This window comes from Paenibacillus rhizovicinus (genome assembly GCF_010365285.1).
Lineage (GTDB): Bacteria > Bacillota > Bacilli > Paenibacillales > Paenibacillaceae > Paenibacillus_Z > Paenibacillus_Z rhizovicinus.
Genome location: NZ_CP048286.1, coordinates 4,228,474 through 4,242,500, shown reverse-complemented (window position 1 = coordinate 4,242,500; position 14,027 = coordinate 4,228,474). Strand labels below are relative to the sequence as shown.

Annotated in this window: 21 protein-coding genes (1 of these 21 running past the window's edge); 2 read left to right on the top strand and 19 right to left on the bottom strand. The window is 51.1% G+C overall.

What is annotated here, in order from left to right; translation table 11 throughout:
- Together GZH47_RS19070 and GZH47_RS19065 are read right to left on the bottom strand one after the other, a co-directional pair.
- Positions 1–4, bottom strand: the 5' end (the start) of a protein-coding gene (locus tag GZH47_RS19070) for a hypothetical protein (protein WP_161705148.1). The gene continues 218 nt to the left of window position 1, outside the view; 4 of the gene's 222 nt are visible here — the first part of the coding sequence; the start codon lies at positions 2–4; its stop codon lies off the left edge, out of view.
- A 201-nt stretch (positions 5–205) separates the two neighbouring features.
- Complete coding sequence (locus tag GZH47_RS19065; protein ID WP_162642546.1) at positions 206–820, bottom strand: stage II sporulation protein M; 615 nt, start codon at positions 818–820, stop codon at positions 206–208.
- Positions 821–929: 109 nt separating this feature from the next.
- Between GZH47_RS19065 and pdaB the strand changes: the two genes are divergently transcribed.
- Positions 930–1,733, top strand: a complete 804-nt coding sequence (gene pdaB, locus GZH47_RS19060; RefSeq protein WP_162642545.1) for a polysaccharide deacetylase family sporulation protein PdaB — start codon at positions 930–932, stop codon at positions 1,731–1,733.
- Positions 1,734–1,765: 32 nt separating this feature from the next.
- Here pdaB and GZH47_RS19055 read toward each other — a convergent pair whose 3' ends face one another.
- A complete protein-coding gene (locus GZH47_RS19055; protein WP_225446127.1) occupies positions 1,766–2,392 on the bottom strand; it encodes a KinB-signaling pathway activation protein in 627 nt (208 codons plus the stop codon).
- A 199-nt stretch (positions 2,393–2,591) separates the two neighbouring features.
- Between GZH47_RS19055 and gerD the strand changes: the two genes are divergently transcribed.
- The gene (gerD, locus tag GZH47_RS19050) at positions 2,592–3,338 is read left to right on the top strand and encodes a spore germination lipoprotein GerD (RefSeq protein WP_162642544.1); all 747 of its coding nucleotides are present in this window, start codon (positions 2,592–2,594) and stop codon (positions 3,336–3,338) included.
- 166 nt (positions 3,339–3,504) lie between these two features.
- Here gerD and GZH47_RS19045 read toward each other — a convergent pair whose 3' ends face one another.
- The 16 genes from GZH47_RS19045 to GZH47_RS18970 form a co-directional block, all read right to left on the bottom strand.
- A complete protein-coding gene (locus GZH47_RS19045; protein ID WP_162642543.1) occupies positions 3,505–4,620 on the bottom strand; it encodes an Mrp/NBP35 family ATP-binding protein in 1,116 nt (371 codons plus the stop codon).
- 113 nt (positions 4,621–4,733) lie between these two features.
- Positions 4,734–5,501 (bottom strand): N-acetylmuramoyl-L-alanine amidase CwlD, encoded by a 768-nt coding sequence (gene cwlD / locus GZH47_RS19040; RefSeq protein WP_162642542.1) that lies wholly within the window; start codon positions 5,499–5,501, stop codon positions 4,734–4,736.
- A 154-nt stretch (positions 5,502–5,655) separates the two neighbouring features.
- Positions 5,656–6,819, bottom strand: coding sequence for a sulfate adenylyltransferase (gene sat / locus GZH47_RS19035; protein ID WP_162642541.1), 1,164 nt, complete (start codon positions 6,817–6,819; stop codon positions 5,656–5,658).
- An 83-nt stretch (positions 6,820–6,902) separates the two neighbouring features.
- Positions 6,903–7,595, bottom strand: coding sequence for a phosphoadenylyl-sulfate reductase (locus tag GZH47_RS19030; protein WP_162642540.1), 693 nt, complete (start codon positions 7,593–7,595; stop codon positions 6,903–6,905).
- 147 nt (positions 7,596–7,742) lie between these two features.
- Positions 7,743–8,135, bottom strand: a complete 393-nt coding sequence (gene rpsI / locus GZH47_RS19025; RefSeq protein WP_162642539.1) for a 30S ribosomal protein S9 — start codon at positions 8,133–8,135, stop codon at positions 7,743–7,745.
- A gap of 19 nt (positions 8,136–8,154) precedes the next feature.
- A complete protein-coding gene (rplM, locus tag GZH47_RS19020) occupies positions 8,155–8,592 on the bottom strand; it encodes a 50S ribosomal protein L13 (protein ID WP_162642538.1) in 438 nt (145 codons plus the stop codon).
- Between the two features lie 221 nt (positions 8,593–8,813).
- Positions 8,814–9,554 carry a tRNA pseudouridine(38-40) synthase TruA gene (gene truA / locus GZH47_RS19015; protein ID WP_162642537.1) on the bottom strand — a complete coding sequence of 247 codons (741 nt, stop codon included), beginning with the start codon at positions 9,552–9,554 and terminating at the stop codon, positions 8,814–8,816.
- A 72-nt stretch (positions 9,555–9,626) separates the two neighbouring features.
- Positions 9,627–9,995 carry a 50S ribosomal protein L17 gene (gene rplQ / locus GZH47_RS19010; protein ID WP_161705125.1) on the bottom strand — a complete coding sequence of 123 codons (369 nt, stop codon included), beginning with the start codon at positions 9,993–9,995 and terminating at the stop codon, positions 9,627–9,629.
- Positions 9,996–10,045: 50 nt separating this feature from the next.
- The gene (locus GZH47_RS19005; protein ID WP_161705123.1) at positions 10,046–10,990 is read right to left on the bottom strand and encodes a DNA-directed RNA polymerase subunit alpha; all 945 of its coding nucleotides are present in this window, start codon (positions 10,988–10,990) and stop codon (positions 10,046–10,048) included.
- 127 nt (positions 10,991–11,117) lie between these two features.
- Complete coding sequence (rpsK, locus tag GZH47_RS19000) at positions 11,118–11,513, bottom strand: 30S ribosomal protein S11 (RefSeq protein WP_090649131.1); 396 nt, start codon at positions 11,511–11,513, stop codon at positions 11,118–11,120.
- Positions 11,514–11,532: 19 nt separating this feature from the next.
- Positions 11,533–11,901 (bottom strand): 30S ribosomal protein S13, encoded by a 369-nt coding sequence (gene rpsM, locus GZH47_RS18995; RefSeq protein WP_091225571.1) that lies wholly within the window; start codon positions 11,899–11,901, stop codon positions 11,533–11,535.
- A 17-nt stretch (positions 11,902–11,918) separates the two neighbouring features.
- Positions 11,919–12,032: a 50S ribosomal protein L36 gene (gene rpmJ / locus GZH47_RS18990; protein WP_003333770.1), complete on the bottom strand. Its 114-nt coding sequence runs from the start codon at positions 12,030–12,032 to the stop codon at positions 11,919–11,921.
- Positions 12,033–12,076: 44 nt separating this feature from the next.
- Entirely contained in the window at positions 12,077–12,292 is a 216-nt protein-coding gene (gene infA / locus GZH47_RS18985; RefSeq protein ID WP_015847200.1) for a translation initiation factor IF-1, read from the bottom strand.
- A gap of 2 nt (positions 12,293–12,294) precedes the next feature.
- Entirely contained in the window at positions 12,295–12,576 is a 282-nt protein-coding gene (locus tag GZH47_RS18980; protein ID WP_162642536.1) for a KOW domain-containing RNA-binding protein, read from the bottom strand.
- Between the two features lie 6 nt (positions 12,577–12,582).
- The gene (gene map, locus GZH47_RS18975) at positions 12,583–13,344 is read right to left on the bottom strand and encodes a type I methionyl aminopeptidase (protein ID WP_162642534.1); all 762 of its coding nucleotides are present in this window, start codon (positions 13,342–13,344) and stop codon (positions 12,583–12,585) included.
- Positions 13,341–13,994 carry an adenylate kinase gene (locus tag GZH47_RS18970; protein ID WP_162642533.1) on the bottom strand — a complete coding sequence of 218 codons (654 nt, stop codon included), beginning with the start codon at positions 13,992–13,994 and terminating at the stop codon, positions 13,341–13,343. The genes map and GZH47_RS18970 overlap by 4 nt, the downstream gene beginning before the upstream one ends.
- Positions 13,995–14,027: the final 33 nt, after the last annotated feature.

Sequence of the window (14,027 nt, the reverse complement as noted above, 5' to 3'; positions counted from 1 at the left end):
GCATAACCGTCTGGCGGCCCCCTTTATGTAATTCGGCCCAAACATCGGCCAAGAGACGAACAAGCCGCAGCTTCATGTCTCTATTCGCTGCGCCCATCTCTATGGTCGCGGGAAGCCTTGCGCTTTCCCGAAAACCAAAAACAGCGTCTATCGCATGTCGCGATAAACGCCGCCTTATTGTTATGCACAAAAACTGGAAATTTTATTACTCCCCAAGCAGCCATACCGTAACCGTGCTTTCAATAACGGCTGCCGCGACTAACATGACGGCAACCAGCACGATGACCGGAAGCGTGCGCTGCACGAATTGTTCGAACTGCTTCCCCCACCCGCTTTTGCGCGTCAACAGCGTTCCCGCTCCATGCAGCATCATTTTTCCAAAACGAAGCCCGTATGCACAGGCGATGACAATGGCTGACAATTCGAGAATTCCATGCGGCAGCAGCCCTTTGACGATAACCGTGAATAGCATATCATTCCCTTGCTCTGCCGTGTGATGGATCAAATATCCGAGTATCATGCCATTGATCGCCAGGAAGATGATCGGGATGACGCCGAAAAATATCCCCAAGTACATGACCAACACGGCTTTAATGACATTATTCAAAAAGATAAACAGCATTAAGAACATTGTCGGATGGCTGCTGGAATCAATGTTTTGCGCGATATTCTGAAGGCCGCTCAGCTGGCTTTGCATGAAGTTCTCGAGTGCAGGATTCGTGGCGCCAACGACCATGCCCGCGAGCAGAAAAATCGTACTGAAGGCAAGATAATGGCCCATGGATTTCAAATGCTGCCATATGGCGCTAGGAGCGAACATCGGATATCACCTCGTTTAAGCTGATTTTTGGCGTGAAGACGAATAAGTTGGTGGTACGAGCATAGATTGTACTAAAACAAGCCTTTACGAGAGGAGTGCCATCCACCGTATGAATATGTTTTATGTCATGAACGGCAAGAAATTAAAGCGGTATTTTCTGATGACTGTGGGGATTGTGTTTGCGGCAGGAATCATCTATGCGGAAAAAGACAATATTACCGTATTCGCAGAAGATCAGCCGGCAGCGATTTACAGCGTCCCTACGGACAAGAAGGTCGTCGCGCTTACCTTTGACATCAGCTGGGGGGAGAAACGAACAGAGCCTATTCTTGATGTACTGAATCAAAAAGGCGTTAAGAACGTGACGTTCTTCCTATCCTCCCCCTGGAGCCAGACACACCCGGATATCGTCAAGAAAATCGTGGATGCCGGATACGAAATCGGAAGCCATGGCCATAAACACGGCAATTACAGTACTTACAGCGACGAGGAAATTCGCACGCAGATCGAGACGGCGCAGTCGATTTTGACGCAAGTGACGGGTAAAACGCCATCCTTGATCCGGATGCCTAACGGAGATTTCGATAAACGGGTGCTGCGGATCGCGGAGCAGATGAATTATAAAGTGATCCAATGGGACACGGATTCCCAGGACTGGATGAATATCGGAACGGATAAAATCGTCAATCGCGTGGTGTCGAAGGCTCATCCCGGCGATATTATTCTGATGCATGCGAGCGACTCCGTCAAACAGACGCATGAAGCGCTGCCCATCATCATCGATCAGCTTCGCGCAAAAGGGTATGAATTCGTTACCGTATCGGAACTCATCGCGCAAACGGAGCTGCAAGGCAAAACGGTGCAGGATAAAACCGCCATGTTCGAGCAGCTCGACGCTTCCGCTGAAGAGTAATGCGGTTAATCCTATAGGATAAGAAGTACCAGTTAAACGACCGGTTTCGCATTGGAAGATGCGGAGCCGGTTGTTTGTTCTTTGTGCAGCAAACGATGCAGCCACATGATTTGGTAGGCATTGCAAACGAACATGGGGATCAGCATGAATGTCATCGCCGATACGTTGCTTTGGAGAGCCTGCCACGCCTCGAGCAGCGTCACGACGATCAGAAGGAACATGGTCGGTATGAATGCTGAATTTTTCGTTTGCTTCGCTTTTACATAAGAGACTGCAGCCGATGCCAACAGAAGCACCAGCGGAAGCACCCAAAAGATCCAGTTGTTCTGTTCGGCACGATTCTTATACAGCATGTACCCTACGCCGCCAAGCGCAAACAAAGATGTGTAGGCTTGCAAGGCGTTCCATAGATACCCTTTGCGAAGCACGCTGAGCGCGATGTAGTTAAGCGTGAGGTACGAGAAGAAGCCCATTTGGCTGAAAGCACCGAACAACAGTCCCACGAGCGCCATGGTAAGCAGGTTAAAACCCGTCGATTTCAAATCGAGGATGCCGAAATCCGGGTCGACCCATTGCATGGTCGTTCCGACGATTGCGGAAACGACTCCGCCTACGGCCATCGTGCTCCAGAATAAGAAAAACCATTTGCGAATGTTCACGATCATGTCTCCTAAACGTTTAATTGCTTTCCATGAATAAAACGGCTGCGTATGCCGGCAAATTGTTGCCTTCCTTGAATCCCTTCCATTTTACCATGTCATTCATAAAAAGCTACGCCGAGTCCATGATAATCCGTTGAACATTGTCACATACTATCCCCAGGACAATGTCGTAATTCCAGAAGGGAGACGGGACATCATGCTCAAGCGTTTCGTATGGGCGGGTTGCAGGCCCTCGCAGCTAACGAAGTTAGTGACCAGGGTAGGTGCCGCAATAATTTTATCCTCCGTGCTTTCAAGCTGCGGATCCCAGCCATCCAGTGCAGCAAGCGAGCCCATGAGCTATAAAGACATGAAATCGATGGTCATCGACATCCTGAAGACGGAAGATGCGCAAAAAGCGCTTCAGGAATCGGCTATCTCTTCCACCGGCAATACGGGTATGACCTCCAAACTGCTTACTGTACAGGATCAAGAGCAAGTTCGGCTGGCCGTCAAGGAAACGCTCGTTTCGCCCGAGTATAACAAAGTTATTGAGAAGCTAATGACGGATCCACGGTTCGCCGGCGAGTTCTCGCAAGCGGTCAATAAACAAAACAAGCAAATTCACAAGGATTTGCTGAAGGATCCTACTTACCAGCAGGACATGATTAAGGCCATGAAGAGTCCAGAGATGGATAAAATGATTCTAGACGTCTTGCAGAGTACCCAATATCGCAAGCAGGTCATGACCATCATGCAGGAGTCGATGCAAAGTCCCCTCTTCCGCATGGAGATCCTTGATCTGCTGAAGAAGGCCGTTCAGGAAGAGCTGAAACCGAAGCCTGATGAAAAGGTTACGAAGTCCAAGGAAGGCGATAGCGGTGGCGGAGATTCCGGCGACGGCGGTGATAGTGGTGATAGTGGTGGGGGCGACAGCGGTATGGGCGAACAAGGCGGCGGTTGATGGTGGGCTGGCTGCGTGTGAAATGTGAGGCATAGTGCGGTGTGCGGTTACACAGGGCGGTTGCATAATGCGGTGTGACGGTGACAATGTGCGGTAATATAGGGCGGTAATCAAAAAGCCAACATCCTCTATTGGGGAATGTTGGCTTTTTGTTTAATGGGTTAAATTAAGCTTCGCATTTGGCGATGACCCGGTCCGCGATTTCCAGGTAGATCTTGCCCGTGTCGGTATCTTCTTTGTACACCGACGGCGCAAAATCCGGTTCGGACACGTGGTTGTCCGGCGCTCCCAGCGGAATTTGGGCCATCAGTTCGCTATTAAGCGATTCTGCGAGCCTTGCTCCGCCCCCGCGGCCGAATACGTACTCGTGTTCCCCGCTCTTGCTGATGTAAAACGACATGTTCTCCACGATACCCAGGATCTCATGCTCAGTCTTGATGGCCATCGCTCCGGCGCGCGCCGCTACGAAAGCTGCCGTCGCATGCGGCGTGGTCACGATAATTTCCTTGCTCTGCGGGATGAGCTGATGCACGTCAAGGGCGACATCGCCCGTTCCAGGCGGCAAATCGAGCAGCACGTAATCCAGCTCGCCCCATTCGATCTCGGCGAAAAAGTTACGCAGCATTTTGCCGAGCATCGGGCCGCGCCAAACGATCGGCGCGTTGTCTTCAACGAAGAAGCCCATGGACATGACGCGCACGCCGAATTTCTCGATGGGGATGACGCGTTCGTTCACGACCTGCGGACGTTCCTCAATTCCCATCATATCCGGCACGCTGAAGCCGTAAATGTCAGCGTCGATGATGCCGACGCGTTTGCCCTTGCGGGCTAAGGCGACCGCGAGATTCACGGTCACCGTGGACTTGCCGACGCCGCCCTTGCCGCTGGCGACGGCAATGAACTGCACCCCGCTGCTTTCGCTCAGCAGCGGGTGTGCCTCTAGCCCTGCCCCGTGACCGCGTACGGGGCTAGGGCCCTTCGGCGGCGGCGCAGCCTTCCCCGCGCCGCCGGCAGCGCCTGCGGCGGGCGCAGCGCCCTGCGCGCCCGCCGGGGCGGCCTCGCCGGCCCGAAACCGGCAGTGTACGGTTTCGGCGCCGGCAGCGGCAAGCGCTTCGCGCAGCGCAGCCTCAAGCGCGCGCTCCGCGCTCGCGGCAGCACCAAGGACCGTTAACGATACGTTACGGTCCTTTACAACAACATCGCGGAAGGTGATCGTGCCTTCCGCATTATATGCGGCCGTCGCAGACTCGACGGCTTTCAATGCATCCTCGCGTGTAATCATGAATGGATCTCTCCTCTTGTCCCTTGGTACTGACTCCATCCATTATAACAATACGATGAAGCTGTTCCAAGCGGCCTCGGCCAAATTGCGCTTCAGCCAAATATCCAACGTATCTACTTCCCTGCCCCCGTACTCCACTTCTCACCAGCCGTAAACCGCAGGATACCTTGATAGATGGATGCCGCGACTTTCTTCTGATACTCCGCATCGGCCAAACGAGACGCTTCTCCGGGGTTCGATAAGAAGCCCACTTCGACGAGCGCACTCGGCACCTCATCCATGGCCTTCAGTAAATAAATAGAGTTCACCGTTGAAGCAAGCCGCTCCGTATTACCCAGGTTGCGCCGAATTTCGTCTTGAACAAGTGAAGCGAGAATGGCGTTTTCAGGCAAATTCGGGTAGAAGAACGTTTGAGCCCCCGACCATTTCGGCGACGGAATACTGTTCATATGAATGCTGAGCAGCAGCGAGGCATGCTTGTCTTTCACGAATTGCGCACGCTTCAGGAGATCCTGCGTCTTCCGCTTGCTAATCTTGGATGTCCCTTCGTCCGCGAGATCATAATCCCCTTCCCGCGTCATAACGACGATCGCACCGGCTTGCTGTAAAAAATCTCGCAGCTGCAAAGCGATCGCCAAATTAAGGTCTTTCTCCACCAGTCCCTGCTTGCTGACAGCTCCCCCGTCGACGCCCCCATGCCCGGCGTCAATGGCGATGACTTTACCGGACAATGGCAGCGTCCAATACGTCCATGTCCGCGATGCAGGCACTTCCTGCGTTAACAGTAGCACCGTCAGCAGCACAGCTGCGATGCCTAAACCGATCCGCACCGCACCCCGGTACGTAATCCAAACGACAAACCGTTTCCGAACTCCGCGCATGCAAAAGGCCACCCCTATCTCCATCCGATGATTCGTGCAGGAGGCTGTCCTGCGTTCTTTATCATCCTATGGAACGAGATGGCCACTTATGCGGACAATCTTGTACAAGGCGAAACGCGCCATCCTTTTAACAGGATGGCGCGTTTCTTATTCATTAAACGGGCTGATTGGACATGCCCTCAATAAGGATTTTTGCAACTTCCGGACGCGAGAACTCCGGTGGCGGGCAAACGCCATCGCGAAGCAGCGCGCGGACCTTCGTACCGGACAGCGTCAAATGATCTGCTTTATCATGCGGGCAAGTTTTGCTGGATGCCATGTTGCCGCATTTGGTGCAGAAGAAGCTGTGCTCGAAGTACAGCGGAGTAATGCCGAGATCTTCAGCCGGGAACGAACGAAGCAATTCTTGTGCTTCATAAGTGCCGTAGTAATCGCCAACGCCTGCGTGGTCGCGTCCGACAATAAAGTGCGTGCAGCCATAGTTTTTACGAACCATTGCATGGAAGATCGCTTCGCGCGGACCTGCGTAGCGCATTGCAGCCGGGAAGACGCCGAGGAACGTACGATCTGCTGGATAATAGTTCTCCAGAAGCGCAATGTAGCTCTTCATACGAACATTCGCAGGGACATCATCGGACTTCGTTTCGCCGACAAGCGGATTCAAGAACAGTGCATCCACGATTTCCATTGCGCATTTTTGAATGTATTCGTGCGCACGGTGAACCGGATTGCGTGTTTGGAAGCCAACGATCGTCTTCCAGCCCTTCTCCGCAAAAATCCGTCTCGTTTCCGAAGGATCAAAATAAAACTCGTTAAACTTCTCAGGCACCGGACGATTCAACACTGTAATGGAACCGCCAACGTAGGTGGAAGGACGGCTGTATAGCTTCGCAACCCCTGGATGCTCCACATCGTCTGTTTTGAAGACATTAACCGCTTCGTGCTTCTGATCGACATTATAGATGCTGTCGATATCGATTAGGGCATAGACAATGCCGTCTTCACCGACAAGCGCGGCACGTTGACCGGCAGACAGTTCCGCAGCCTTCGCTTCTTCTACAGCCAGTGTGATCGGAATGCTCCAAACCGTACCGTCTGCAAGACGCATGCGGTCCACGACAGAACGATAGTCCGCTTCGTTCATAAAGCCTTTGAGCGGGGAGAATGCACCTACACCGATCAAATCCAAATCCGAAATCGTCCAGTTGTTTACGATAATCGAAGTAAGTCCTGCTGCTTCTGCAAGCAATGCTTCGCGTTCAGTTCCAGCCGCGACTCGATTGACGAGTACGCCGCCATGTGGATTAATGCTGCTCATGTTTTGCAAGTGCCTCCTAATGTTTTGTCGGGTGCCTGATGGATATGCTTCACTGCGAGTATTGCTGCCTTGAATGCTTGAGCTTATTTATGCAAACCGCATTCTGTTTTTTCTTGACCGGACCAACGTCCCGCACGCGGGTCTTCGCCTGGCATGACTTGGCGTGTGCAGTGTTCACAGCCGATGCTCGGATAGTGGTTGTCATGAAGCGGATTGTAGTACACGTTGTTCTCGCGGATGTAGTTCCATACATCCTCGGATGTCCAGTTTGCGATCGGGTTGAATTTAACCAAACCGAACTTCGTATCGTATTCGATTTTTTTCGCGTTCGCACGTGCAGGCGCTTGATCGCGGCGAATTCCCGTAATCCAAGCTTCGTATTTGGAAAGGATTTGCGTCAGCGGCTGTACTTTACGAATGTTGCAGCATTCGTTGGCATCGGATTTCCACAGCTCTTCACCGAATTGTGCTGCTTGTTCTTCAGGCGTTATGGCTGGCTGCACTCTTACGAATTCCAAACCATAGATCTCCGCCATACGATCACGCGTCTCGTATGTTTCTTTAAAGTGAAAGTCGGTGTCCAGGTAGAAAATATCCGTTTTCGGGCTGATCTTTTGCAGCATATCGACAAGCACGACATCTTCTGCTCCAAAACTGCAGGCGAACGTAATGTTCGGGAATGTTTCAACCGCAAATTTCAAAATCTCCTGCGGTGTAGCTGTTTCCAATTCTACCGCCTTTTGCGTGATTAACGCTTCTTTTTCAAAAAGGTTCATGGATGAGTCCCTCCGTTTGCGAATTCCTAGTAAATTAATCTACATTAAATTATACGTCCATTAGGCATAATGTTCAATGACTGAAATACGCCAAAATGATTAAAAAAATGCCTCCTCTGTAAACAGAGAAGGCATTTGCTTTGTAAATTAACGTTTCGAGAATTGTGGAGCGCGACGAGCGGCTTTCAAGCCGTACTTCTTACGCTCTTTCATCCGTGGATCACGCGTCAGGAAGCCAGCGCGTTTCAGGGATGGACGGAATTCCGGATCTGCTTTAAGCAGCGCACGGGAGATACCGTGACGGATTGCGCCTGCTTGGCCGGACATACCGCCGCCATGCGCAATAACCAGAACATCGTATTTGCTTGTCGTTTCAGTCAGAGCAAGCGGTTGTTTAACGATCAGTTTGAGTGTTTCCAAACCGAAGTACTCATTCAGGTCACGCTTGTTAATAATGATTCGTCCTTCACCCGGCACGAGACGTACACGTGCTACAGAGTGTTTACGACGACCGGTTCCATAGTATTGAACTTGTGCCATGAAACTGTCCTCCCTCTATTTACCCGCGAAGTTCGTAAACTTCTGGATTTTGTGCTTGATGTGGATGTTCTGGGCCGGCGTACACTTTCAACTTCATCTTCATTTTGTCGCCAAGACGGTTCTTAGGCAACATACCGTAGATAGCTTGTTCCAGAACTTGATCTGGTTTGTTCTTGATCATTTCTTGAGCAGGCGTTACTTTCAAACCGCCCGAGTACATCGAGTGACGGTAGTACATTTTGTTTTGCAGTTTCTTGCCCGTCAGGTGAATTTTCTCTGCATTGATGATAACGACGAAATCGCCAGTATCAACGTGCGGAGTAAATGTTGGTTTGTGCTTGCCGCGGATGATGCTTGCAGCTTCGCTCGCAAGACGGCCAAGAGTTTTGCCTTCTGCGTCGATGACATACCATTTGCGTTCAACTTCAGTAGCCTTAGCCATATAGGTAGTGCGCATGGGTGATCCTCCTTCTTCATTCAAACAATCAATTCATTTATGACATTACGTTACCGGTTCACCGGTTAATTACATTCATTAGCACTGCTGTTGGTGGCCGTTCTTAGTCGGGGCTGTGGGAGAGCCACTAAGAAAGCACAAGTTATATTCTACTACAACGGCCTAGCAAGTGCAAGCTATTTCTAATGCTTCGAATGGCAATTACCGCTGGTAAAATCACGCTAATCGTCATACTCCACATCCCATAGCATCAATCCATGCGCTACCGCCGTCGGCCCTGCCGCAGTACGATTCCGCGCTTCAAGAATCCGCTTGAAATCGTCTGCGCTCAGCTTGCCTTCCCCCACCCAAAACAACGTACCTACTATAATTCTCACCATGTTATACAGAAATCCGTCGCCGGTCAGAAAAATATCCAGCTTGCCCTCGCTCTCTTCCATACGCGCATCCAAAATGGTTCGCACATGAGAGGTCTTGGTAGAACGCCGCGAGGCAAAAGAAGTGAAGTCATGCTTGCCCACAACATGGGCTAGGGCTGCCTTCATCTCCTGCAGCCGCAGCGGCATGGGATAATGCAAGCGGTAATTCCGTTCGAAGACGTCGCCGAATTTACTGGTGTCAATTCCGTACCGATATGTTTTGCGTCTGGCGTTGTAAGAAGCATGGAATGACGGCGCTACTTCATCCGCCTGCAGCACGACGATGTCGCCTGGCAGCCAGGAATTGAGCGCCAGCGCCCACCGGTTCACCGGTATGGGAGAGGAGGTTTCGAAATTGATGACTTGTCTTCGGGCATGAACGCCGGCGTCCGTACGGCCCGAAGCCGTAACGCTGGTCTGCTCACCCGTCAGCATCCGTATTGCGTGCTCCAACACATCCTGCACGGTATTCCCGATCGGCTGCGTCTGAAAGCCGTGATACGTCGTTCCATCATAACTTACCGCGATTCGAATGTTCCGCATAGCCAGCCTCCCCTCTCCAAAGGCCATCACGGGCAACAAAAAAAGGTGGCCGCAAGGTCCACCCTTCGTTTGCTACGCGCGATCTACCAGTTCCAAGTAAACCATTGGCGCCGCGTCACCGCGACGAGGACCTAGTTTCAAAATACGCGTATAGCCGCCCGGACGCTCCGAATAACGGGTAGCGAGTTCGGAGAACAGTTTTTGAATTGCATCCTGTTCACCTGCTGCAATGGACTCGCGGCGAACAAAAGCTGCCACTTGACGACGTGCATGCAGATCGCCACGTTTTGCCAACGTGATCAGCTTCTCGGCGATTGGACGAAGTTCTTTCGCTTTCGCCTCCGTTGTTTGGATGCGCTCATACAGGAACAAGTCAGTGACGAGATCACGGAACAGTGCTTTCCGGGAGCTAGCGTCACGGCTCAATTTAGAATATGCCATCGAATTTCCCCTCCTTAAAACAGTCTAACGACCTTAGTCTGTGCTGCTCTCTATTCCTCCATGCGAAGGCCAAGACCCAATTCTTCAAGCTTCTCCTGAACTTCTTCCAAAGACTTGCGTCCGAGGTTGCGGACTTTCATCATGTCTTCTTCCGTTTTCGTAATCAGCTCTTGAACGGTATTGATTCCTGCACGTTTCAGACAGTTATAAGAACGTACGGAGAGGTCGAGCTCTTCGATCGTCATCTCCAATACTTTCTCTTTCTTGTCTTCTTCTTTTTCAACCATGATCTCAGCGTCTTTCGCTTCGTCGGTCAGACCGACGAACAGATCCAGATGCTCAGTCAATATTTTGGCGCCGAGGCTGACAGCCTCTTCCGGACGAATGCTTCCGTCGGTCCATACTTCAAGTGTGAGTTTGTCGTAGTTGGTCACTTGACCAACACGAGTGTTCTCAACCGTGTAGTTAACACGGGTAATCGGTGTGTAGATCGAGTCTACAGGGATCACGCCGATTGGCTGATCTTCCCGTTTGTTACGATCTGCTTGCACATAACCGCGTCCACGGTTAGCAAATACCCGCATGTGGAGCCGTGCACCGGAGGCCAGCGTCGCGATATGAAGATCTGGGCTTAAAATCTCGACATCGCTGTCTGCGCGAATATCGCCAGCCGTAACGTTGCCATCACCTTCCGCGTCAATCTCCAATACCTTCTCTTCGTCGGAATGGATTTTCAGCGAAAGGCCCTTGAGGTTCAGGATGATTTCAGTTACGTCCTCCATCACACCTGGAACCGTAGAGAACTCGTGAAGTACACCGTCGATTTGAACGGATGTTACCGCTGCGCCAGGCAAAGACGACAGCAGGATTCTCCGAAGAGAATTCCCCAATGTCGCTCCATAACCGCGTTCAAGCGGTTCAACAACGAAACGTCCGTATGTGCCATCCTCGTTCAATTCTACGGATTCGATTTTCGGCTTTTCGATCTCAATCACTAATAGAACCCTCCCTCAAAACGTCGCTCCGTTACCATTATCGCGATTTTAGTCAAATCATGTAGTATGGCAAACCTTCACAACCATTATTCACAAGTTGCAGTAATTTGATACCACAAATTTTGGACTATACGCGACGACGTTTTGGCGGGCGGCATCCGTTATGCGGAACCGGTGTTACGTCCTTGATGAGGTTAACTTCAAGACCTGCTGCTTGCAGGGAGCGGATTGCCGCTTCACGACCTGCGCCAGGACCTTTAACCATAACTTCAACAGTTTTCATGCCGTGTTCCATTGCCGCTTTTGCTGCGGATTCAGCAGCCATTTGAGCTGCGTAAGGCGTGCTTTTACGGGAACCTTTAAAGCCGAGGTTACCGGAGCTTGCCCAAGAAATCGCATTGCCGTGCGGATCGGTAATCGTAACGATCGTATTATTGAAAGTCGAGCGGATGTGCGCTACGCCAGAATCAATATTTTTACGGTCACGACGTTTCGTACGCACCACTTTTTTTGGTTTAGCCATTATCGGTTATCCCTCCTTCTTATTTCTTCTTGTTCGCTACAGTCCGACGAGGACCTTTACGCGTACGAGCATTTGTTTTCGTCCGTTGACCACGAACCGGAAGTCCACGACGGTGACGAACGCCACGGTAGCAGCCGATCTCGATCAGACGTTTGATGTTAAGGGAAATTTCGCGGCGAAGGTCGCCTTCCACTTTAACCGTTTTATCGATTGTTTCGCGAAGTTGGCTCACTTCATCTTCCGTCAGATCGCGAACACGAGTATTTTCGCTAATACCAGTCGTGCTCAAGATTTTATTAGCAGTCGTTCTGCCAATACCGAAGATGTACGTCAGCGCGATGACAACGCGTTTATCACGCGGTAAGTCTACACCAGCAATACGTGCCATGTAAAGTTATCCCTCCTTTATCCTTGTTTTTGTTTATGTTTCGGATTTTCACAAATTACCATAACATTGCCTTTGCGGCGAATGACTTTACATTTCTCGCAAATCGGCTTGACCGAAGGTCTAACCTTCATTGTGATTACCTCCCGATATCTTTCGTCGGCAGGCCGCCAGCGGCCTACTTCCGATAGGTAATGCGTCCTCTAGACAAATCATAAGGCGACAACTGAATGACAACTTTATCTCCCGTCAGAATACGGATGAAATGCATTCTGAGTTTGCCCGATACATGGGCGAGAATCTGATGTCCGTTCTCCAGTTCCACCTTGAACATGGCGTTAGGTAGTGGTTCGATGACCGTACCTTCGACTTCAATGACGTCTTCTTTGGCCATAGTCATTCTCCTTTCCCTTGCACAGCCTTCTGAATGGCATAACGCAATTTAGCGTTTGTTACACGGCCGGTTTCCTGCATGCTGTCAATCACTTCGTGACTGACATCCGGCTGCATCTGAAGATGCAGTACGTTCTTCTTCTTCGACTGATCGAAGCGACGTTTGTCTCCGTCGGCTACTAGGACGAAACGTTCATCCATCACTTGGATGATTACGGCGTATGAGCCTTCGTCTTTACCTCGCAGCACTTTTACGACACGGCCAATCTCCGGCTTATACTCCAAGCGTTCTCAACCTGCCTGCTCCCTGGAACGGGTTAATATTTCGCATCCGTCTTCCGTCACAGCCAACGTATGCTCGAAATGAGCGCACCATGATTGGTCTTCGGTGACGACTGTCCAATTATCCGCCAGTGTACGCACGTACCGCTCTCCGATGTTAACCATCGGTTCAATCGCCAGCACCATTCCTGGTCTCAGGCTAGGTCCGCGGTTTGGTAATCCGTAGTTCGGAATTTGCGGATCCTCATGGAGATCCGTTCCGATCCCATGCCCGCAATAATCGCGAACGACGGAAAAGCCGGCAGCTTCGATTACTTGTTGAATCGCATACGAGATCGTAGACAAACGAACGTCCGGTTTCACGAGCGCGAGTCCTGCATAAAGCGATTGTTCTGTAATGTCGAGCAGCCGCTGAGCCTCATCACTAATATCGCCAACGCCGTAGGACCATGCCGAATCGCCATGGTACCCTTTATACTGCGCACCGATATCAATGCTGATGATGTCGCCATCGTTCAACTTGCGTGAGCCCGGAATACCGTGTACCAGCTCATTGTTTACAGAAGCGCAAATGCTGGCAGGAAACTGATTGTACCCTTTAAAAGAAGGTATTGCGTCCTGGCTGCGAATGTACGTTTCAGCGATTTCGTCCAACTCCTTGGTCGTCACGCCCGGGCGTATCGCTGCTTTAAGCAAACGATGCGTATCCGCTACAATTCGTCCAGCTTCTCTCATATATTGCAATTCCGCTTCGGACTTGCATACGATCATTCCGCAGTTCCCCGCAAGCAGTTTACGATGTCCGCCGTTACTTCGTCGATTTCCTTCTCGCCGTCTACTTCCCGCAAAACCGCTTTGCTTGAGTAGTAATCAAGCAATGGAGCCGTTTTGGAGATGTATTCGTCAAGACGCGTGCCTACTTTTGCTTCCGTATCGTCTGACCGCTGGTACAGCTCGCCGCCGCATTTATCACATACGCCTTCTTGCTTCGGCGGGTTGAACATGACATGGTACGTGGAGCCGCACGACTTACAAATGCGACGACCGGTCAGACGAGCAAGCAGCAGACCCCGGTCAACCTTCAAGTTAACAACATGGTCGATACTGCGTCCCATTTCAGCCAACATTCCATCCAGTGCTTCTGCTTGCTGCAGCGTGCGCGGAAAGCCATCTAACAAGAAGCCACCGTTGCAATCCTCAAGCTGCAGGCGCTCACGTACGATACCGTTCGTGATTTCATCCGGAACCAAGAGACCTTGATCGACGAATTCTTTTGCCTTTTGTCCAAGCGGAGTGCCTTGCTTCATTGCCAAGCGAAAAGCATCGCCTGTCGAGATATGCGGAACTTTGAAAGTGTCCACGATCCGTTCAGCCTGCGTGCCTTTTCCGGCTCCTGGAGGGCCCATGAATAAGATGTTCATTAGCGTGTTCCTCGCTTTAAACATAATAGGCTC

Bases quoted from the DNA above. Each gene is read 5' to 3' on its own strand.
- truA (WP_162642537.1), bottom strand. From the start codon at position 9,554: ATGCGGAACATTCGAATCGCGGTAAGTTATGATGGAACGACGTATCAC.
- infA (WP_015847200.1), bottom strand. From the start codon at position 12,292: ATGGCCAAAGAAGACGTCATTGAAGTCGAAGGTACGGTCATCGAACCA.
- GZH47_RS18970 (WP_162642533.1), bottom strand. From the start codon at position 13,994: ATGAACATCTTATTCATGGGCCCTCCAGGAGCCGGAAAAGGCACGCAG.
- rplQ (WP_161705125.1), bottom strand. From the start codon at position 9,995: ATGGCATATTCTAAATTGAGCCGTGACGCTAGCTCCCGGAAAGCACTG.
- cwlD (WP_162642542.1), bottom strand. From the start codon at position 5,501: ATGCGCGGAGTTCGGAAACGGTTTGTCGTTTGGATTACGTACCGGGGT.
- map (WP_162642534.1), bottom strand. From the start codon at position 13,344: ATGATCGTATGCAAGTCCGAAGCGGAATTGCAATATATGAGAGAAGCT.
- sat (WP_162642541.1), bottom strand. From the start codon at position 6,819: ATGAGCAGCATTAATCCACATGGCGGCGTACTCGTCAATCGAGTCGCG.
- rplM (WP_162642538.1), bottom strand. From the start codon at position 8,592: ATGCGCACTACCTATATGGCTAAGGCTACTGAAGTTGAACGCAAATGG.
- rpsK (WP_090649131.1), bottom strand. From the start codon at position 11,513: ATGGCTAAACCAAAAAAAGTGGTGCGTACGAAACGTCGTGACCGTAAA.
- pdaB (WP_162642545.1), top strand. From the start codon at position 930: ATGAATATGTTTTATGTCATGAACGGCAAGAAATTAAAGCGGTATTTT.
- GZH47_RS19030 (WP_162642540.1), bottom strand. From the start codon at position 7,595: ATGAACCTTTTTGAAAAAGAAGCGTTAATCACGCAAAAGGCGGTAGAA.
- rpmJ (WP_003333770.1), bottom strand. From the start codon at position 12,032: ATGAAGGTTAGACCTTCGGTCAAGCCGATTTGCGAGAAATGTAAAGTC.
- GZH47_RS19045 (WP_162642543.1), bottom strand. From the start codon at position 4,620: ATGATTACACGCGAGGATGCATTGAAAGCCGTCGAGTCTGCGACGGCC.
- rpsM (WP_091225571.1), bottom strand. From the start codon at position 11,901: ATGGCACGTATTGCTGGTGTAGACTTACCGCGTGATAAACGCGTTGTC.
- rpsI (WP_162642539.1), bottom strand. From the start codon at position 8,135: ATGGCACAAGTTCAATACTATGGAACCGGTCGTCGTAAACACTCTGTA.
- gerD (WP_162642544.1), top strand. From the start codon at position 2,592: ATGCTCAAGCGTTTCGTATGGGCGGGTTGCAGGCCCTCGCAGCTAACG.
- GZH47_RS19065 (WP_162642546.1), bottom strand. From the start codon at position 820: ATGTTCGCTCCTAGCGCCATATGGCAGCATTTGAAATCCATGGGCCAT.